19 protein-coding genes and 1 pseudogene are annotated in these 19427 nt (G+C 62.8%); 9 read left to right on the forward strand and 11 right to left on the reverse strand.

The features are described 5' to 3' along the window. The first annotated feature begins 6 nt into the window (after positions 1–6). The 9 genes from hutI to M1B35_RS20885 all read left to right on the forward strand — a co-directional run bounded on the left by hutI (position 7) and on the right by M1B35_RS20885 (position 11113). Positions 7–1212, forward strand: a complete 1206-nt coding sequence (hutI, locus tag M1B35_RS20845; RefSeq protein WP_123329283.1) for an imidazolonepropionase — start codon at positions 7–9, stop codon at positions 1210–1212. A gap of 10 nt (positions 1213–1222) precedes the next feature. Continuing rightward, positions 1223–2023 carry an N-formylglutamate deformylase gene (hutG, locus tag M1B35_RS20850; RefSeq protein ID WP_268262934.1) on the forward strand — a complete coding sequence of 267 codons (801 nt, stop codon included), beginning with the start codon at positions 1223–1225 and terminating at the stop codon, positions 2021–2023. Positions 2024–2228: 205 nt separating this feature from the next. Continuing rightward, positions 2229–3200: a prolyl aminopeptidase gene (gene pip / locus M1B35_RS20855; RefSeq protein ID WP_268262935.1), complete on the forward strand. Its 972-nt coding sequence runs from the start codon at positions 2229–2231 to the stop codon at positions 3198–3200. Next, positions 3197–3634, forward strand: coding sequence for a D-aminoacyl-tRNA deacylase (gene dtd / locus M1B35_RS20860; RefSeq protein ID WP_268262936.1), 438 nt, complete (start codon positions 3197–3199; stop codon positions 3632–3634). Before pip ends, dtd begins: the two co-directional genes overlap by 4 nt. A gap of 276 nt (positions 3635–3910) precedes the next feature. Beyond that, positions 3911–5725, forward strand: coding sequence for a glucan biosynthesis protein G (locus M1B35_RS20865; protein ID WP_123329903.1), 1815 nt, complete (start codon positions 3911–3913; stop codon positions 5723–5725). Beyond that, positions 5718–8288 (forward strand): glucans biosynthesis glucosyltransferase MdoH, encoded by a 2571-nt coding sequence (gene mdoH, locus M1B35_RS20870; protein WP_123329291.1) that lies wholly within the window; start codon positions 5718–5720, stop codon positions 8286–8288. The genes M1B35_RS20865 and mdoH overlap by 8 nt, the downstream gene beginning before the upstream one ends. 231 nt (positions 8289–8519) lie before the next feature. Next, entirely contained in the window at positions 8520–9317 is a 798-nt protein-coding gene (locus M1B35_RS20875; RefSeq protein ID WP_123329293.1) for a transporter substrate-binding domain-containing protein, read from the forward strand. Between the two features lie 109 nt (positions 9318–9426). Beyond that, a complete protein-coding gene (locus M1B35_RS20880; RefSeq protein ID WP_268262937.1) occupies positions 9427–10386 on the forward strand; it encodes an amino acid ABC transporter permease in 960 nt (319 codons plus the stop codon). Then, the gene (locus M1B35_RS20885) at positions 10379–11113 is read left to right on the forward strand and encodes an amino acid ABC transporter ATP-binding protein (protein WP_123329297.1); all 735 of its coding nucleotides are present in this window, start codon (positions 10379–10381) and stop codon (positions 11111–11113) included. Before M1B35_RS20880 ends, M1B35_RS20885 begins: the two co-directional genes overlap by 8 nt. Positions 11114–11174: 61 nt before the next feature. Here M1B35_RS20885 and M1B35_RS32325 read toward each other — a convergent pair whose 3' ends face one another. The 11 genes and pseudogenes from M1B35_RS32325 to ubiE all read right to left on the reverse strand — a co-directional run bounded on the left by M1B35_RS32325 (position 11175) and on the right by ubiE (position 19283). Next, positions 11175–12047 carry a methyl-accepting chemotaxis protein gene (locus M1B35_RS32325; protein WP_425273435.1) on the reverse strand — a complete coding sequence of 291 codons (873 nt, stop codon included), beginning with the start codon at positions 12045–12047 and terminating at the stop codon, positions 11175–11177. Next, positions 12030–13091 (reverse strand): annotated as a pseudogene (locus M1B35_RS32330) (methyl-accepting chemotaxis protein); the annotation flags it as partial. The pseudogene M1B35_RS32330 and the gene M1B35_RS32325, both read right to left, overlap by 18 nt. 130 nt (positions 13092–13221) lie before the next feature. Next, complete coding sequence (locus tag M1B35_RS20895; protein ID WP_268262939.1) at positions 13222–13929, reverse strand: 16S rRNA (uracil(1498)-N(3))-methyltransferase; 708 nt, start codon at positions 13927–13929, stop codon at positions 13222–13224. Next, complete coding sequence (gene tatC, locus M1B35_RS20900) at positions 13926–14720, reverse strand: twin-arginine translocase subunit TatC (RefSeq protein ID WP_123329303.1); 795 nt, start codon at positions 14718–14720, stop codon at positions 13926–13928. The genes M1B35_RS20895 and tatC overlap by 4 nt, the downstream gene beginning before the upstream one ends. Then, positions 14717–15157 carry a Sec-independent protein translocase protein TatB gene (gene tatB / locus M1B35_RS20905; RefSeq protein ID WP_268262940.1) on the reverse strand — a complete coding sequence of 147 codons (441 nt, stop codon included), beginning with the start codon at positions 15155–15157 and terminating at the stop codon, positions 14717–14719. The genes tatC and tatB overlap by 4 nt, the downstream gene beginning before the upstream one ends. 10 nt (positions 15158–15167) lie before the next feature. Beyond that, entirely contained in the window at positions 15168–15449 is a 282-nt protein-coding gene (locus M1B35_RS20910; protein WP_123329306.1) for a twin-arginine translocase TatA/TatE family subunit, read from the reverse strand. A gap of 25 nt (positions 15450–15474) precedes the next feature. Beyond that, on the reverse strand, positions 15475–15807 hold the full coding sequence (locus M1B35_RS20915; protein WP_123329308.1) for a phosphoribosyl-ATP diphosphatase: 333 nt from the start codon (positions 15805–15807) through the stop codon (positions 15475–15477). A gap of 2 nt (positions 15808–15809) precedes the next feature. Beyond that, positions 15810–16202, reverse strand: a complete 393-nt coding sequence (gene hisI, locus M1B35_RS20920) for a phosphoribosyl-AMP cyclohydrolase (protein WP_123329310.1) — start codon at positions 16200–16202, stop codon at positions 15810–15812. Positions 16203–16288: 86 nt separating this feature from the next. Then, positions 16289–17893 (reverse strand): ubiquinone biosynthesis regulatory protein kinase UbiB, encoded by a 1605-nt coding sequence (gene ubiB, locus M1B35_RS20925; protein ID WP_268262941.1) that lies wholly within the window; start codon positions 17891–17893, stop codon positions 16289–16291. Further along, on the reverse strand, positions 17890–18513 hold the full coding sequence (locus tag M1B35_RS20930; protein WP_123329314.1) for a ubiquinone biosynthesis accessory factor UbiJ: 624 nt from the start codon (positions 18511–18513) through the stop codon (positions 17890–17892). Before M1B35_RS20930 ends, ubiB begins: the two co-directional genes overlap by 4 nt. Then, complete coding sequence (ubiE, locus tag M1B35_RS20935) at positions 18513–19283, reverse strand: bifunctional demethylmenaquinone methyltransferase/2-methoxy-6-polyprenyl-1,4-benzoquinol methylase UbiE (RefSeq protein ID WP_123329316.1); 771 nt, start codon at positions 19281–19283, stop codon at positions 18513–18515. The genes M1B35_RS20930 and ubiE overlap by 1 nt, the downstream gene beginning before the upstream one ends. Positions 19284–19427 lie beyond the last annotated feature (144 nt).

Genomic DNA, 19427 nt, shown 5'->3' on the forward strand with positions numbered 1-19427 from the left:
GCGTTGATGAAAACGCTTTGGCAACACTGCCACGTCGCAACCATGGCCCAGGGCACGTACTCGATCATCGAGGATGCCGCCCTGGTCACGGCGGGTGCGCTGATCGAGTGGATCGGCCCGCGTAGCCAGGTGCCGGCGGCGGACTACGCCCAGGTGCATGACCTGCAAGGGGCGTGGGTCACCCCCGGGCTGATCGACTGCCACACCCACACGGTGTTCGGTGGCAATCGCAGCGGGGAATTCGAGCAACGGCTGCAAGGCGTGAGTTACGCCGAGATTGCCGCGGCCGGCGGTGGCATTGCCAGCACCGTGCGCGCCACGCGTGCCGCCACCGAGGATGAGTTGTTCGCCAGCGCTCACAAACGCTTGCGCAGCCTGTTGCGCGATGGCGTGACCACGGTGGAGATCAAGTCCGGCTATGGCCTGGACCTGGCCAGCGAGCGCAAATTGCTGCGGGTGATTCGTCGTCTCGGCGAAGCGCTGCCGGTCAGCGTGCGCGCCACCTGCCTGGCGGCCCACGCGTTGCCGCCGGAGTACAAGGACCGCGCGGATGACTACATCGACCACATCTGCAGTGAGATGCTGCCGGCCCTGGCGGCTGAAGGGCTGGTGGACGCCGTAGACGCCTTTTGCGAATACCTGGCGTTTTCCCCCGAACAGGTGGAGCGGGTGTTTAAAGTCGCCCGTCAACTCGGCCTGCCCGTGAAGCTGCACGCCGAGCAACTGTCGTCGTTGCACGGCTCCAGCCTGGCTGCGCGTTACCAGGCGTTGTCGGCGGACCACCTGGAGTTCATGACCGAAGACGATGCCATCGCCATGGCCGCATCCGGCACCGTCGCCGTGTTGTTGCCCGGGGCCTTCTACTTCCTGCGAGAAACCCAGTTGCCACCGATGGACGCCCTGCGCAAGCACGGGGTGAAGATCGCCATCGCCAGCGACCTCAACCCCGGTACCTCCCCCGCGCTGTCGGTGCGCCTGATGCTGAACATGGCCTGCACCCTGTTTCGCATGACCCCGGAAGAAGCCCTGGCCGGCGCCACGCTGCACGCCGCCAGCGCCCTGGGCATGGGCCATAGCCACGGCTCACTGGAGGTGGGCAAGGTGGCGGATTTTGTCGCCTGGCAAATCGATCGTCCCGCCGACCTGGCTTATTGGCTGGGCGGTGATCTGGAAAAACGTGTCGTGCGCCACGGCGCTGAAGTGACTGTGTAGGAGAAGGCTTGTGGATAAGGTTCTGAGCTTCAAACAAGGCCGGGTGCCGCTGCTGATCAGCATGCCCCATGCCGGCGTGCGCCTGACGCCCACGGTGGCCGCCGGGCTGGTGCCCGAGGCGCAAAGCCTGCCGGACACCGATTGGCATATCCCGCTGCTGTACGAGTTCGCCGAGGCATTGGGAGCCAGTACCCTGGCGGCCGAGTATTCGCGGTTTGTCATCGACCTGAATCGGCCGTCCGACGATGCACCTTTATACGTCGGTGCCACCACTGGCCTGTACCCGGCCACCCTATTCGACGGCGTGCCGTTGTTCCGTGAGGGGCTGGAGCCGTCGAAGGCTGAGCGGGCGGACTATCTGCAGCAGGTATGGATGCCGTATCACACCACCCTGCAGCAGGAGCTGGCGCGGCTTAAGGCCGAATTCGGTTATGCCTTGCTGTTCGACGCCCATTCGATCCGTTCGCTGATCCCCCATCTGTTCGAGGGCCGGCTGCCGGACTTCAACCTGGGCACCTTCAACGGGCACAGCTGCGATGGCCAACTGGCCAGCCAGCTGGAAGCGGTTTGCGCGGGCCACAGCGACTACACCCACGTGCTCAACGGGCGCTTCAAGGGCGGCCATATCACCCGCCACTACGGCAACCCGGCCGAAGATATCCACGCGGTCCAGCTGGAGCTGTCCCAGGCAACGTATATGGAAGAGTTCGAACCGTTCCGTTATCGGGCAGACCTGGCGGCCCCGACCCAGGTGGTGCTCAAGGCCTTGCTGCAAACGTTTTTGAACTGGGGGCAGCAGCGTTACGCCTGAATGGGCGCGCTCGATTGGCGGCAGGCCGGCGCCTGTCGGCTGCACCTTTTGCCAGCCCGGTCACTGCGGGCTGGCCGGCGGTTGGGGCAACGAAGCCACAAATTCTTCAAGGGCATGCTGATTACGCGATTCGGGTTTATGATGCCGAACGGCAAAATAATTGAAGTCCCCCCAGGGATGAACCCGACCCCTTACGGAGCGCGTGATGCAGACTTTGTACCCGCAGATCAAACCCTACGCCCGGCACGATCTGGCCGTCGACGAGACTCATGTGCTGTATGTCGACGAAAGCGGTTCTCCGGAAGGTTTGCCGGTGGTGTTCATCCACGGTGGCCCGGGCTCCGGCTGCGATGCCGCGAGCCGTTGCTACTTTGATCCGAACCTGTACCGCATCGTCACCTTCGACCAGCGCGGTTGCGGTCGTTCCACGCCCTACGCCAGCCTGGAAAACAACACCACCTGGGACCTGGTGGCCGACCTGGAGCGCATTCGCCTGCACCTGGGCATCGACAAATGGGTGCTGTTCGGCGGCTCTTGGGGGTCGACCCTGGCCCTGGCTTACGCCCAAACCCACCCTGAGCGGGTGCACGGTCTGATCGTGCGGGGCATCTTTCTTGCCCGCCCCCAGGAAATCGAATGGTTCTACCAGGCCGGCGCCAACCGCCTGTTCCCCGACTATTGGCAGGACTATGTGGCGCCGATCCCCCAGGATGAGCGGCATGACCTGCTCAGCGCTTTCCACAAGCGTCTGACCGGCACCGACCAGATCGCCCAGATGCACGCGGCCAAGGCCTGGTCCACCTGGGAGGGTCGCACCGCCACCCTGCGCCCCAACCCGCAGGTGGTGGATCGTTTCACCGAGCCACAGCGTGCGCTGTCCATCGCCCGCATCGAATGCCACTACTTCACCAATAACGCCTTCCTTGAGCCCAACCAGTTGATTCGCGACATGGGCAAGATTGCCCATTTGCCCGGGGTGATCGTGCACGGCCGCTACGACGTGATCTGCCCGCTGGACAATGCCTGGGAACTGCACCAGGCCTGGCCCAACAGCGAACTGCAGGTGATTCGCGACGCGGGCCACGCCGCTTCCGAACCGGGCATCACCGATGCCTTGGTGCGCGCCGCCGACCAGATGGCCCGGCGCCTGCTCGACCTGCCTCTCGAAGAAGCATGAGGGGGCTGTTGCAGCGCGTTGGCAACGCGCGGGTGGAAGTCGCCGGCGAAATCGTCGGCGCGATCGATCAGGGCTTAATGGTGCTGGTGGCAGTGGAACCCGGGGACACCCGGGCCAGCGCCGACAAATTGCTGCATAAGCTGCTTAACTATCGGGTGTTCAGTGACGCCGAGGGCAAGATGAATCTGTCCTTGGCCGATGTGGCAGGCGGTTTGTTGCTGGTGTCGCAATTCACCCTGGCCGCGGACACCAAAAGCGGGTTGCGCCCGAGCTTTTCCACGGCCGCTGCACCCGCCTTGGCCGAGGAGCTTTTCGACTACCTGTTGGGCAAGGCGCAACAGTTGCATGGCAAAGTGGCTGCGGGGCGTTTTGGCGCCGATATGCAGGTGCATCTGGTCAATGATGGCCCGGTAACCTTCCTGTTACAGGTCTGAAAGCGCCTGAAACATCTTTTTCCGCCGATTTGGGCCGCAAACAGCTGTTTTTCGCGATAAATACTTTGTTACCCCTGATGCGTTGTAACGCGGCCTACTAGATAATCGCGCGCTACGGGGATCAGCGTTCGTTGGTCCATTTTGATTTAGGTAGAGACTTGTCCGCGACCGTTTGGGGAATCATTTAGCCCCATCGGAGTCGGAACAATGCTCGCCAACCTGGCATATAGATAGCTGGCCGTTGGTTTTTTGATCTGTTTTCGGCGAGGGTTGCTCGTGATTGTTAGTCCCTGTAATGCACCAAAATTGTCGGCCAAAGGGTTACGAAACGCGTTGCTGACAGGCTCTGCACTGCTTTGCCTGTTGGGCGCCGGCCCACTGATGGCTTTCAATCTGGATGATGTATCGGCCAAGGCTAAAGAGCTGGCCGGGCAGAAGTACGAAGCCCCGCGCAGTAACCTGCCGAACGAATTTCGTGAGATGAAGTTCGCGGATTACCAAAAAATCCGTTTCCTCACTGAAAAAGCCGAATGGGCCAATCAAAAGACCCCGTTCAAGCTGTCGTTCTATCACCAGGGCATGCACTTCGATACGCCGGTGAAAATCAACGAAATCACCGCCAACACCGTTGAAGAGATCAAGTACGACCCGAATCGCTTCGATTTCGGCGACCTCAAGTTCGATCCCAAGGCCACCGAAAAGCTCGGCTATGCCGGCTTCCGCGTGCTCTACCCGATCAACAAGGCTGACAAGCAAGACGAGATCATGACCATGCTCGGCGCGAGCTACTTCCGCGTCGTTGGCAAAGGCCATACCTACGGTTTGTCTGCCCGTGGCCTGGCGATCGATACCGCCTTGCCGTCCGGGGAAGAGTTCCCGCGCTTCACCGAATTCTGGATTCAGCAGCCCAAGCCGACCGACAAGCACCTGGTGATCTTCGCCTTGCTGGACTCGCCACGGGCTTCCGGCGCCTATCGCCTGACCCTGCGTCCGGGCAGCGACACCATCGTTGACGTCAAGGCTCGTGTCTTCCTGCGGGACAAAGTCGGCAAGCTGGGCATCGCTCCGCTGACCAGCATGTTCCTGTTCGGCGCCAACCAGCCGTCGAAAGTCCTCAACTACCGTCGCGAGCTGCACGACTCCAGCGGCCTGTCGATCCATGCCGGCAATGGCGAGTGGATCTGGCGCCCACTGAACAACCCGAAACACCTCGCCGTGAGCAACTTCTCGGTCGAGAACCCACGTGGTTTTGGCCTGCTGCAACGCGGTCGCGACTTCAGCCACTACGAAGACCTCGACGACCGCTACGACAAGCGCCCAAGCGCCTGGATCGAGCCGAAGGGCGATTGGGGCAAAGGCACCGTCGACCTGGTCGAGATTCCGACCGCCGACGAAACCAACGACAACATCGTGGCCTTCTGGAATCCGGAAAAGCAGCCTGAGCCAGGCCAGCCGATGGACTTCGCCTACCGCCTGCACTGGACCATCGACGAAGCGTCCCTGCATTCCCCGGACAGCGCTTGGGTCGAGCAGACTCTGCGTTCTACGGGTGATGTGAAGCAGTCCAACCTGATTCGTCAGCCGGACGGCAGCGTGGCGTACCTGGTGGACTTCGAGGGCCCATCCCTCAAGGCCCTGGCCCAGGATGCCCAGGTTCGCAGCCAAGTCAGCGTCGGCGACAACGCCGAGCTGGTGGAAAACAGCGTGCGCTACAACCCGGAAACCCAGGGCTGGCGCTTGACCCTGCGCTTGAAGATCAAAGACCCGAGCAAGTCCACCGAGATGCGTGCTGCACTGGTGCGTGACGTGGTCGAGTCCGAACCGGTCAAGGCGACAGTGCCGGCCTCCAGCTCGGCTGTAGCCAAGGCGGACAAGGTCGCGGCCAAGCAGCAGGAGAAGAAAGACAAGGAAGCCAAGCAGGCTGAAGCCAAACAGGCCGATGCCAAGCCGGCGAAAGATGCCAAGGATAAGGACAGCAAAGACGCCAAGCAGCCTGCTGCTGCGGACGCGGCCCCAGCCACACCGGAACCGGTTAAAACTGAACAAGTCTTGACCGAGACCTGGAGCTACCAGTTGCCTGCCGATGAGTAACTCTCAAGCCCAGCCAGAGTCTCTGCTCGAGTACCTGGCGCACCTGCCGATGAGCGATGAGCAGCGCGCGGAACTCGCGGGCTGCACGTCCTTCAGCGAACTCCACGAGCGACTCTCGTCCTCGACCTTCGACGCTCCTGCCGATGCCGCCCAGGCTTCGGTGGGTCGCCGCCTGACCCTGAGCACCGCCCAGGAACTGGAAGAGGCCGAGATGCTGGCCGTCGACGCCAGCGGTCGGGTCTGCCTCAAGGCCACGCCGCCGATCCGTCGGACCAAGGTGGTTCCGGAGCCGTGGCGCACCAATATCCTGGTGCGTGGCTGGCGCCGTCTGACCGGGCGCACCAACCCGCCGGCACCGCCGAAGGATGAACGTGTGCTGCCGGCTGCGCGCTGGCGCACCGTGGGTTCGATCCGTCGCTACATCTTGTTGGTGTTGATGCTCGGCCAGACCATCGTCGCCGGCTGGTACATGAAAGGCATCATGCCGTACCAGGGCTGGTCCTTTGTCGACCTGGAAGAGGTCCTGCACCAGCCGTTGATGCAGACCGCGACCCAAGTGCTGCCCTATGCCCTGCAAACCAGCATCCTGATTCTCTTCGGGATTCTCTTCTGCTGGGTATCGGCGGGTTTCTGGACCGCGTTGATGGGTTTCCTCGAACTGCTCACCGGCCACGACAAGTACCGCATCTCGGGTGCCAGCGCCGGTAACGAGCCGATCGCCAAGGATGCGCGCACCGCGTTGGTGATGCCGATCTGCAACGAAGACGTGCCCCGGGTGTTTGCCGGCCTGCGTGCGACCTTCGAGTCGGTGGCTGCCACCGGCGACCTGGATCGCTTCGACTTCTTTGTTCTCAGCGACAGTAACGATTCCGATATCTGCGTGGCCGAACAGCAGGCCTGGCTGGACGTCTGCCGGGAAGCCAAGGGCTTCGGTAAGATTTTCTACCGTCGCCGTCGCCGTCGGGTAAAGCGCAAGAGCGGCAACCTCGACGACTTCTGCCGTCGCTGGGGTGGCGATTACAAGTATATGGTGGTGCTCGACGCCGACAGCGTGATGAGCGGCGAATGCCTGACCAGCCTGGTGCGCCTGATGGAGGCCACGCCGGACGCGGGCATCATCCAGACCGCGCCACGGGCGTCGGGCATGGACACCCTGTATGCGCGCATGCAGCAGTTCGCCACCCGGGTCTACGGCCCGCTGTTCACCGCCGGCCTGCACTTCTGGCAGTTGGGCGAATCCCACTACTGGGGCCACAACGCGATCATCCGCATGAAGCCGTTTATCGAGCACTGCGCCCTGGCGCCGTTGCCCGGCAAAGGCGCCTTCGCCGGTGCGATCCTGTCCCACGACTTCGTCGAAGCGGCGCTGATGCGCCGTGCCGGCTGGGGTGTGTGGATTGCCTACGACCTGCCGGGCAGCTACGAAGAGCTGCCGCCGAACCTGCTGGATGAACTCAAGCGTGACCGTCGCTGGTGCCACGGCAACCTGATGAACTTCCGCCTGTTCCTGGTCAAAGGCATGCACCCGGTGCACCGTGCGGTGTTCCTTACCGGTGTGATGTCCTACCTGTCGGCGCCGTTGTGGTTCTTCTTCCTGGTGCTGTCCACGGCCTTGCTGGCGGTCAACACCCTGATGGAGCCGCAGTACTTCCTCGAGCCCCGGCAGTTGTATCCGCTGTGGCCGCAGTGGCACCCAGACAAGGCCATCGCGCTGTTCTCCACGACCATCGTGCTGCTGTTCCTGCCGAAGTTGCTGAGCATCATCCTGATCTGGGCCAAGGGCGCGAAAGAGTTCGGCGGCAAGTTCAAGGTCACCCTGTCCATGCTCCTGGAGATGCTGTTCTCCATGCTGCTGGCGCCGGTGCGGATGATCTTCCACACCCGGTTCGTGCTGGCCGCGTTCCTCGGTTGGGCCGCGACCTGGAATTCGCCGCAGCGTGACGACGACTCCACGCCCTGGAGCGAAGCCGTGCGTCGCCACGGTCCACAGACCCTGCTGGGCTTCTGCTGGGCCCTGCTGGTGATCTGGCTGAACCCGAGCTTCCTCTGGTGGCTGGTGCCCATCGTCGGTTCGCTGATGCTGTCGATCCCGGTGTCGGTGATCTCCAGTCGTGTCGGCCTGGGCCTGAAGTCCCGTGACGAAAGCCTGTTCCTGATCCCTGAGGAATACGCGCCGCCACAGGCCTTGCTGGCGACTGATCAGTACACCCATGAAAACCGCTGGCACGCGCTCAACGACGGCTTTATCCGGGCCGTGGTCGATCCGCAGCAGAACGCCCTGGCCTGCGCCTTGGCGACCTCGCGCCACGGTCTGGCCGAGCCGATCGAATGGCTGCGTACCGAACGGGTGCGCCACGCCTTGAAAGTCGGCCCGGCGGGCTTGAACAACAGCGAGCGCCTGGCGCTGTTGAGCGACCCGGTAGCCCTGGCGCGCCTGCACGAGCAGGTGTGGAGCGAAGGTCATGCAGACTGGCTGAGTGCCTGGCGCCAGTCGGTGGATGCCGACCCTCATGCGCCGCTGCTACCGTTGCAGCCGCTCACCGCCCAGGCTGTTCCGGCCTGAGTCAAAGCCCCGCTTTAGAGCGGGGCTTTTTTTTGCCTGGACCGGCGGTCGCCCTGCGACGTTTTTGTCACAAACAAATCCTGCCTAAACCCTTGTGCAAATGAGCGAGTGCGTTAGCATCGCTCCCCGAATTGGAGCGCATGGACAACAAACTGTCCGTATCTGTTGGTTTTCCAAGGAAAACCCGGCGCGCGCCCGGCACACAATAAAATGGGTTCAGGGGACATAACGATGAAAAAGTACCTTTCGATGCTGCTGCTCGGCGTCTCGGCGCTGGTTGCGGTCAATGCGGCCCAGGCAGGCGCCATCGATGACGCCGTTAAGCGCGGCACGCTGAAAGTCGGCATGGACCCGACCTACATGCCGTTCGAAATGACCAACAAGCGCGGCGAGATCATCGGTTTCGAAGTCGACCTGCTCAAGGCCATGGCCAAGTCCATGGGGGTCAAACTGGAAATGGTCTCCACCGGTTACGATGGCATCATCCCGGCCCTGCTGACCGACAAATTCGACATGATCGGCAGCGGCATGACCCTGACTCAGGAACGTAACCTGCGCCTGAACTTCAGCGACCCCTTCATTGTGGTTGGCCAGACCTTGCTGATCCGCAAGGAGCTGGAAGGCACCATCAAGTCCTACAAAGACCTGAACAGCGCCGACTACCGCATCACCTCCAAGCTGGGGACCACCGGCGAGATGGTGGCCAAGAAGCTGATCGCCAAAGCCAAGTACCACGGCTATGACAACGAGCAGGAAGCCGTGCTCGACGTGGTCAACGGCAAGGCTGACGCCTTCATCTACGACGCCCCGTACAACGTGGTGGCGCTGAGCAAGGTCGGCAACGGCAAGCTGGTGTTCCTCGACAAGCCGTTCACCTATGAGCCCCTGGCCTTCGGCCTGAAGAAAGGCGACCACGACAGCCTGAACTTCATCAACAACTTCCTGCACCAGATTCACGAAGACGGCACCTACGATCGCATCCATGACAAGTGGTTCAAGAGCACCGAGTGGCTCAAGGACATGGAATAACGCGGCATTCCTTCGCCGGCCAGCCGGCTCCTGCAGAGTGATGTGTGGGAGCCGGCGGGTCGGCGAAAGCGTCTGAATTGGCGACACCCACCCCGGAACCTGCACAGCAATGAAACAGAACAAAGCCCAATTGCCCTGGCACCTGCTGACGGTGCTGGTGTTGATCGGCCTGGCCGGCGCCCTGTATTACGCCACCTCGCTGATGTCCTACGAATGGCGTTGGAACCGTGTGCCGCAGTACTTTGCCTATCAGGCCGAGGAGTCCCAGCGGGCGGCGGAGATCTCCACCGTCACCGAACTGGTGCGCCAGGGCGGCAAGGCTGAAGTCACCTTGCGCAACGAGGCTGGTGAAGAGCAGCGCCTGAGCGTCGATGACAACAGCCTGCAAGTGGCCCGTGGCGACGACGTGGCGGAAGGCGATGTGATCGGTGTGACCCGGCATTGGGCCGCAGGACCGCTGCTGTGGGGCTTGTGGACCACGGTGTGGTTGTCGCTGGTGTCCGGGGTGCTGGGCCTGCTGATTGGCCTGGGCACTGGGCTGTGCCGCCTGTCGAGCAACCCGACCCTGCGCGACCTCTCGGCCATTTATGTCGAGCTGGTGCGCGGCACGCCGCTGCTGGTGCAGATCTTTATCTTCTATTTCTTTATCGGCACGGTGCTCAACCTGTCCCGGGAGTTTGCCGGGATTGCCGCGCTGTCGCTGTTCACGGGTGCCTATGTGGCGGAAATCATCCGCGCCGGGGTGCAGTCTATCGCCCGTGGCCAGAATGAGGCTGCGCGCTCCCTGGGGCTCAGTGCCGGCCAGTCCATGCGTCACGTGGTGCTGCCGCAGGCCTTCAAGCGCGTGCTGCCGCCCCTGGCCGGGCAATTTATCAGCCTAGTCAAGGACACTTCCCTGGTGTCGGTGATCGCCATCACTGAGCTGCTCAAGAGCGGCCGGGAAGTCATCACCACCTCGTTCTCGCCGTTCGAGATTCTGTTCTGCGTGGCGGGCCTGTACCTGTTGATCAACCTGCCGCTGTCGAAGATGGCCAGCCGGCTTGAGCGGAGGCTCGCGCAAAGTGATTGAAGTCCGCGATCTGGTAAAAGTCTTCGACACCCGTGGCCAAGTGGTCCGGGCCGTGGATAACGTCACCACTCAGGTGGCCAAGGGTGAAGTGCTGGTGGTGATCGGTCCGTCCGGTTCCGGCAAGTCCACCTTCCTGCGTTGCCTCAATGGCCTGGAAGAGTTCGATTCCGGCTCGGTGAGCATCGACGGCCTGCAACTGGCTGACCCCAAGACCGATGTGAACGCCTATCGCCGGGAAGTCGGCATGGTGTTCCAGCATTTCAACCTGTTCCCCCACATGACCGTGCTGGAGAACCTCTGCCTGGCGCAGAAGGTGGTGCGCAAGCGCGGCAAGAAGGAGCGCGAGGCCAAGGCCCTGGCGTTGCTGGAAAAGGTCGGCATTGCGCAGAAGGCCAATGAGTTTCCGTCGCGCCTGTCCGGTGGCCAGCAGCAACGGGTGGCGATCGCCCGGGCATTGGCCATGGAGCCCAAGGTCATGCTGTTCGATGAGCCGACCTCGGCCCTGGACCCGGAAATGGTCGGCGAAGTGCTGGACGTGATGAAGACCCTGGCCGTGGAAGGCATGACCATGGTCTGTGTAACCCACGAAATGGGCTTTGCCCGGGAAGTGGCGGATCGGGTGCTGTTTTTCGATCACGGCAAACTGCTGGAAGATGCCGCGCCGGAGGTGTTCTTCGCCGCGCCGAAAGACCCTCGCGCCCAGGCCTTTTTGCGCCAGGTGCTGTGACCGCTCCAAGCCGGCTCCCACATCCCCTGTAGGAGCCGGCTTGCCGGCGAAGCCCTTCAAATCAGACCCTGAAGCGCCCCACCAAGGTCTGCAGATGAGTCCCCAACCGCGCCAGCTCGACGCTGGAGGCCGCGGTCTCTTCACTGGCTGCCGAGGTCTGCTCGGACACGTCCCGTACATTCAGCACGCTGCGGTTGATCTCTTCCGCCACGGCGCTCTGCTGTTCGGCCGCTGCGGCGATCTGCTGGTTCATGGCCTGGATCGCTGACACGGTGCGGGTGATGTTCTCCAGGGAACTCCCGGCACGGCGGGTCAGTTCGACGCTGCTGTCGGTCAGGCTACGGCTGTTGTCCATGATGCTGGCCACTTGTTGGGTGCCGCTTTGCAGGCCGACGATCAGCTCTTCGATTTCCTCGGTGGACTTCTGGGTGCGCTGGGCCAGGCTGCGCACTTCATCGGCGACCACGGCGAACCCGCGACCGGCTTCACCGGCCCGGGCGGCTTCGATGGCGGCGTTGAGTGCCAACAGGTTGGTTTGTTGTGCCACTGACTTGATCACGTCGAGGACGCTGCCGATCTTGTCGCTTTCCTGCTTCAGGTGGCTCATGGCGTCGGTGGAATTGCCCACCTCGCTGGCCAGGCGCTCGATCTGGGCGATGGCTTCGTTCACTACTCGATCACCCTCACGGGCTTGCTGATCGGCAGCCACAGCGGCTTCCGAGGCCTCCTCAGCGTTGCGCGCCACTTCTTGCACGGTGGCGGCCATTTCATTCATGGCGGTGGCGACCTGGTCGGTCTCGACTTTCTGGTTGTTGACCCCGGCGCTGGTCTGCTCGGTGACGGCCGACAGCTCCTCGGCGGCGCTGGCGATCTGGGTGACCCCATCGCTGATGCCACCGATCAGTTCCCGCAGGTTCAGGGTCATGCGCTGCATGGCACTTTGCAGTTGCCCCAGCTCGTCACGGCGCTGCACGTCGAGGTTCTCGCTGAGGTCTCCCGAGGCCACGCGCTCCACCACTTTCAGGGTTTGCTGCAGGGGCACGACTATCTGTCGGGTGATGCTCCAGGCGGCGATCACACCAAACACCAGGGCCAGCAGGGTGACAATTGCCAGGGTGCTTTTGGCTTGTGCCGCGTCGCTGTCACGCTTGTCGGTTTGTGCGCTGGTGAGTTGCGTGCTCAGCTCCATCAGGCGCGAGCCCTGGTCCGCCATGCGCTTGAGGGCGACGGCACTGGCTACTTGGGAGTCACGGAATTCGCTGACGGCGGCGCGGTAGCCCTTGAGGGAGTCGGTGGCCTGTTGCAGGTTGGCGATGTGTTGCTCTGGCAGCTTGGCCGGCAGGCTAACCAGGTTGTTCAGGGCATTGTCGATGGCGTCCAGGGCAGGGCGTTCCGCTTCGACCTTGCCGCTGTAGGTGTAGCCGCGGACTTGGAAGCGCGCTTGCTGGATCAGTTTGGAGAGGTCGATCACGCTGTTGAACTGGGCCACGCTGTCGCCCTGCAACAGCGATTTTTCTACTTCGGCCACACGTGCTACGGCGTTATCGGCGGTGGCGCCCAGTTTGCTCCGGGCCGCTTCACGGCTGTCGGTGGCGCGGGTCATGTCGGTGAAGGCGGCCTTGTACTCGGCGACGGCGGCCAGTTGCTGGTCGATCATGCTGATGCTTTCAGGTTGCTCCAGCTGGGTGCGGGCTTTCTGCAAGCCCTCGTCGAGCTGTTTGAGCAAGCCGGACACCTCGGCGGGGCCCTTTTCGCCACGGGTCATTTCGTAGTTCAGGCGGGCGATCCGCAGGTCTTTGGTCAGTTCGTTGAGGCTGGAGATGTACCCCAGCTTGTCGCCGCGCTCGATCACGCTGCCCAGGCCCGTCCAGCCGGTGGCGGTGATCAATACCGTGAGCAGCAGCACCAGGCCGAAGCCGGTCCCCAGTTTTCGATTGACGCTTATATTCCCCAGGGTTTGGGCGAGCCAGCGGTACATGGGTGAACTCCCTTCTTGCCGATTGGGTTTATCCAAGGTTTATCGGCGGGCGCGGGCGTTCCTGTAGCGTCGGTTTGTCGGCGCCCGCGCTGGCGGGTCGCGGGCAAACCAGTCATTTCGAGGGAGGGGCTTAGAACAGGCGGGAGAGCAAGGCGGTGACGGCGGTTTCAACTCGCAGGATGCGCTCGCCCAATTGCACAGGCGCAAGGCCGGCCTTGCCCAGCAGGTCGATCTCGTAGGGGATCCAGCCGCCTTCCGGGCCGATGGCCAGGGTCACGGGTTCATCCAGGCCCCGTGGGCAGGGCGGGTACTGGCCGGGATGCCCCACCAGGCCCAGGGTGCCATCGGCGAGGGCCGGCAGGCGGTCTTCGACAAACGGCTTGAAGCGTTTTTCGATCAGCACCTCAGGCAGCACCGTGTCCCTTGCCTGTTCCAGGCCCAGGATCAGCTGTTCGCGCACGGCCTCGGGTTCCAGGAAGGGCGTCTGCCAGAAGCTTTTCTCGACCCGGTAGCTGTTGACCAGCACCAGCCTTGGCACGCCCATGGCGGAGACGGTCTGCAACACCCGGCGCAGCATCTTCGGGCGCGGCAGGGCCAGGACCAGGGTCAGCGGCAGTTTGCCGGGTGGCGGCTGGTCGAGGCTGACCTGCAACTCGGCTTCACGGGCTTCCAGGCGCAGCACCTCGGCCGAACCCATCAGGCCGCCGATGCGTCCGACCCGCAGGCTGTCACCCACGGCGACGCGATGCACGTCCTGCATGTGGGTCAGCCGGCGATCGCTCAGGATGACCCGGTCGGCCGCAATGAAGTCGGCCTCTTCGAGGAGCAGCAGGTTCACGCTTGGGTCGCTGGCGGCTGGTCGTTGTGATCGTCAGCCGGCGCATCGTCCGGGTGCTCGCCACGTTTGCTGATCAGCCCGGCGAACAGCACGCCGATCTCGAACAACAGCCACATGGGCACGGCCAGCAGGGTTTGCGAGAAAATGTCCGGCGGGGTCAGGATCATGCCGACCACGAAGCAGCCGATGATCACGTAAGGCCGGATTTTTTTCAGGTAGACGACGTTCACCACACCGATCCATACCAGCAGGACCACGGCCACGGGGATTTCGAAGGCTACGCCGAAGGCGAAGAACAGGGTCATCACGAAATCGAGGTAGCTGGTGATGTCGGTCATCATCTCCACGCCGGCGGGTGTGGCCGCGGCGAAGAACTTGAAGATCAGTGGGAACACCAGGAAGTAGGCGAAGGCCATGCCGGTGTAGAACAGCAGGATGCTCGACACCAACAGCGGTACGGCGATGCGCTTTTCATGCTTGTACAGGCCGGGGGCGATAAAGCCCCAGATTTGATGCAGGATCACCGGGATCGCCAGGAACAGCGAGACCATCATGGTCAGCTTCAGCGGCGTCAGGAACGGCGACGACACGTCGGTGGCGATCATCGTCGCGCCTACCGGCAGGTACTGGCGCAGCGGCGTCGAGACGAAGGTGTAGATCTGCTGGGTGAAGGCAAACAACCCGGCGAAGATGATGAAGATCGCCGCGACGCAGCGTAGCAGGCGGGTACGCAACTCGGTGAGGTGCGACACCAGCGGCATGTGTTGGTCGTTCTCTGGGATATCGCTCATGGGGCTCGCGGCGGCAATGTAGGGTCGTGGGGTGGCGGTGTGACAGACGCCGGTTCGCTGGCCGCTGGTGGCACGCTGGGCGTCGTTTCAACGGGAGCGTTGGCCAAGGGCGCGGCCTGCGCCGGCGTGTCGATGCCAGGGGCGTGAATCGTCGGCTCGACCACAGGTTCGACCGGGGTCGGCTGTTGCTGGGTCGGGGAGAGGATTTTTCGCGCTTCCTGCTCCAGCGACAGAATGTGCTCGTTGTGCAGCTGCCGACGGATTTCATCGGCACCGATTTCCCGTTCAACTTCCTGTTTTATTGCGTTGAAACTGCGCTTCAGGCGACCGACCCAGAGGCCGGCGGTACGCGCAGCGCCGGGCAGGCGCTCGGGGCCGAGCACCAGCAGGGCCACCAGGCCCACCAGCAGCAGTTCAGAGAAGCTGATACCAAACATTAGTCAGTGCTCACGAGTCTTTGCGGATCGGCTCTTCGACTTTCTGCGCCTGCACGTCGATGGTGTGCGGCGGGTTGGCCTGAGCGGTGGCGTGTGGCTGGACCGGTGGCACAGGTTGTGCGGTCGGTGGTACCACGGGCTCGGCGGGTTTTTCGTCGTCGTTCATGGCCTTGCGGAAACCCTTGATCGATTCGCCGACGTCGGTGCCCAGGTTCTTCAGCTTCTTGGTGCCAAACACCAGAACCACGACAACCAGAATGACGACCCAGTGTTTCCAGTCAAAAATGCCCATGCTGCGTTTCCTCTTAGAAAGTTGTTCAGGCGGACGGTCGTGAGGCTTTCTCAGCGTGTCCGGACAGACCGAAGCGGCGGTCGAGTTCGTCGAGAACGGCCTGCGGATGTTGCCCCAGTTGGGCCAGCATGACCATGCTGTGGAACCACAGGTCCGCGGTTTCGTAGATCACATCGCTGCAGTCACCGCTGACGGCGGCGTCCTTGGCCGCGAGGATGGTTTCTACCGACTCTTCGCCGACTTTTTCCAGGATCTTGTTCAAACCCTTGTGGTACAGGCTGGCCACGTAGGAGCTGTCGGCGGCTGCGCCCTTGCGCTCTTCCAGCACTTGGGCCAGACGGTTGAGGGTGTCGTTCATGTTCAGTGTCCTGCCGAGTAAATCGCGTGCGGGTCTTTGAGGACCGGTTCGACGGTCTTCCACTGGCCTTCTTCGAAGACGCGGTAGAAGCAGCTGTGGCGGCCGGTGTGGCAGGCGATGTCGCCGATCTGTTCGACCATCAGGATGATCACATCGGCATCGCAGTCCAGGCGCATTTCATGGAGCTTTTGCACGTGGCCGGACTCTTCGCCCTTGCGCCACAGCTTGCCACGCGAGCGTGACCAATAAATGGCGCGCTGCTCGGCGGCGGTCAGGCTCAGGGCCTCGCGGTTCATCCAGGCCATCATGAGTACGCGCCCGGTCTTGTGATCCTGGGCAATGGCCGGCACCAGGCCGTCCGCGTCCCATTTGATCTCGTCCAGCCAATCTTTCATCTTCGACTCCGACTACCAGGCCCAACCCGTTGGTTGCGCCTCGGCGATGTGAACTTGAACAGTTTGCCAGCAGCCCGCGCCAGTGGCTATCGGCGCACGACCAGATACAAACCCACGGCAATCATGATCCCGGCCGGCCAATGGCTCAGCTCCTGCAGCGGCCCGCCGGCGGCCAGCACCGCGCCGCCGCCCAGGTGGGCACAGCCCAGCAGACGCAGGAACCAGTCGTCCTTGCGCTGGCGCCACGGCGCCGGCGGATCGGCCGCGTGGGGCTGGGACATGCGCTCCAGCAGGTCGCGGGTCATGTTGGCCAGGTGCGGCAGTTGCTCGACCTGGCTGTGCAGGTTGCCCAGCAGGGTTTTCGGGCTGACGCGCTCGCGCATCCAGCGTTCCAGGAAGGGTTGGGCGGTGTTCCACAGGTCCAGGTCCGGGTACAGCTGGCGGCCCAGGCCTTCGATGTTGAGCAGGGTTTTCTGCAACAGCACCAACTGCGGCTGGACTTCCATATTGAAGCGTCGGGCCGTCTGGAACAGGCGCATCAGCACTTGGCCGAAGGAAATATCCTTTAACGGTTTTTCGAAGATCGGTTCGCACACGGTGCGAATCGCCGCTTCGAATTCGTTGAGTTTGGTTTCCGCCGGGACCCAGCCCGAATCAATGTGCAACTGCGCCACACGGCGGTAGTCGCGTTTGAAGAAGGCGAACAGGTTGCGTGCCAGGTAGTCCTGGTCTTGCGGGGTCAGGCTACCGACGATGCCGCAGTCGATGGCGATGTACTGCGGGCTCCACGGGTTGACGGTGCTGACGAAGATGTTGCCCGGGTGCATGTCGGCGTGGAAGAAGCTGTCGCGGAACACCTGGGTGAAGAAAATCTCCACGCCACGCTCGGCCAGCATCTTCATGTCGGTGCGTTGGTCGGCCAGGGTCGCCAGGTCGGTGACCTGGATGCCGTAGATGCGCTCCATGACCAGCACTTTCGGCCGGCACCAGTCCCAATAGACTTGCGGCACGTAGAGCAGCGGCGAACCTTCGAAGTTGCGCTTGAGCTGGCTGGCGTTGGCCGCTTCACGCAACAGGTCGAGTTCGTCGTAGATGGTTTTTTCGTAGTCGCTGACCACGTCCACCGGGTGCAGCAGGCGGGCGTCGGCCGAGAGTTTTTCAGCGGCGCGGGCGAGGATGAACAGCCACGCCAGGTCCTGGGCAATGATCGGCTTGAGGCCCGGGCGGATGACTTTGACCACCACTTCTTCGCCGCTTTTCAGTTGCGCGGCATGCACTTGAGCCACCGAGGCCGAGGCCAGGGGCTCGACGTCGAAGCGGCTGAAAACCTCGCTGATCTTCTGGCCCAGTTGCTCCTCGATCAGGGCCATGGACTTCTGCGAGTCGAAGGGCGGCACCCGGTCTTGCAGCAGCATCAGTTCGTCGGCGATGTCTTCCGGCAGCAGGTCGCGGCGGGTGGAGAGGATCTGCCCGAACTTGATAAAGATCGGCCCCAGGTCCTGCAACGCCAGGCGCAAGCGAGCGCCACGGGTCAGCGTCAGGGTCTTGCGCGGGAACCAGCGCCACGGCAGGGCGAAGCGCACGGCCAGTAGGAACCAGGGCAGGGGCAGGGCGAACAGCAGGTCATCGAGGCGGTAGCGGATCACGACGCGCTGGATGCGCAACAGACGGCGGACGGCAAGCAGCTTCATGCGTTATCGCTTGGGTCAAGGGAGCGGGCAAGGCGCTCGAAGCGCGCCTCGAGACGTTCCAGGTCGAGTTTGGCCTGGTCCAGTTCGCGAAAGCGGGCTTCGGCTTCGCGCTGGCCCACCAGGGTGCGTGATTCTTCCGCCAGGTATTCGGCGAGGTTCTGGTTGAGGCTGGCGAACCCTTGCTGGTACCAGCGCGCGCGGCTGCGCACATGGCCGCTGAACAGTTGCGTGGCCACCGGGCCGAGCCAGCGCGAGAGTTCGTATTCCCAGTCCAGCTCCAGGTCCTGGAGGACGGCGGCCAGCTCCAGCAGCACGCTGCTGTCGCCTTCCAGTTCCACCTCGGGGCCGTGGAGGATGGCGGTCTTGTCCTTGCTCAGCGCCAGGCGCAGCAGGCTTGAGGCCGGCGCGCGCAAGGTGCAGTCGCTGTCGGCGGCCCAATGGGAGGCCAGCATCAGGCCTTCATCGCTGGGCAGGATAAACAGCTGCAGGGTTGGGTTACGGCAATCCACGGCGATGACTTTACCGCTCAGGTGCTGCAGGCGCGGCAGGGCCGTGCTATCGAGACGCAGCACCCGGTTGATGCCGGTCTCGACGCTGGCGAGCAAGCCGCTGAGCAACATCAGGGCTTGATGCCGCGGTGCAGGGCGACGATGCCTGCGGTCATGTTGTGGTAGGTCACGCGGTCGAAACCGGCCTCGACCATCATCGACTTCAGGGTTTCCTGGTTCGGGTGCATGCGGATCGATTCGGCCAGGTAGCGGTAGCTTTCCGAGTCGTTGGTGATCAGCTTGCCCATCAGCGGCATGAAGGCGAAGGAGTAGGCGTCATAGGCCTTGGACATCAGGGTGTTGGTCGGCTTGGAGAACTCGAGCACCAACAGGCGACCGCCGGGCTTGAGCACCCGCAGCATGGAGCGCAGGGCGTCTTCCTTGTGGGTCACGTTGCGCAGGCCGAAAGCGATGGTCACGCAGTCGAAATGGTTGTCCGGGAAGGGCAGTTTTTCGGCGTCGGCCTGGACGAACTCGATGTTGCCGGCCACGCCTTTGTCCAGCAGGCGGTCACGACCGACCTTGAGCATGGAGGCGTTGATATCGGCCAGGACCACTTGGCCAGTCGGGCCAACCAGGTGGGAGAACTTGCGGGTCAGGTCGCCGGTGCCGCCAGCGATGTCCAGCACTCGGTTGCCAGCACGCACGCCGGACAGTTCGATGGTGAAGCGTTTCCACAAACGGTGCATGCCGCCGGAGAGCAGGTCGTTCATCAGGTCGTACTTGGCGGCGACAGAGTGGAACACCTCAGCGACTTTTTCCGCCTTCTGGCTTTCCGGAACGTTCTTGAAACCGAAGTGAGTGGTGGGTTCGGCATCGCTGCCTTTGCGCTGATCAGTCATATCGCTGTCACCAAAAGAGAATGCGGGACATTCTAATGCCGGTGGCGGTCTTTGTCTTGGCAAGGCTGAATGTAAGATAGTCAGCCGCCGGGACGTTTTGACGCAGCCAAGGTCAAGATGCTTCCGCCAAGTCCCTATCGAACA

It is taken from the genome of Pseudomonas morbosilactucae, assembly GCF_023241665.1.
Classification (GTDB): Bacteria; Pseudomonadota; Gammaproteobacteria; order Pseudomonadales; family Pseudomonadaceae; genus Aquipseudomonas; species Aquipseudomonas morbosilactucae.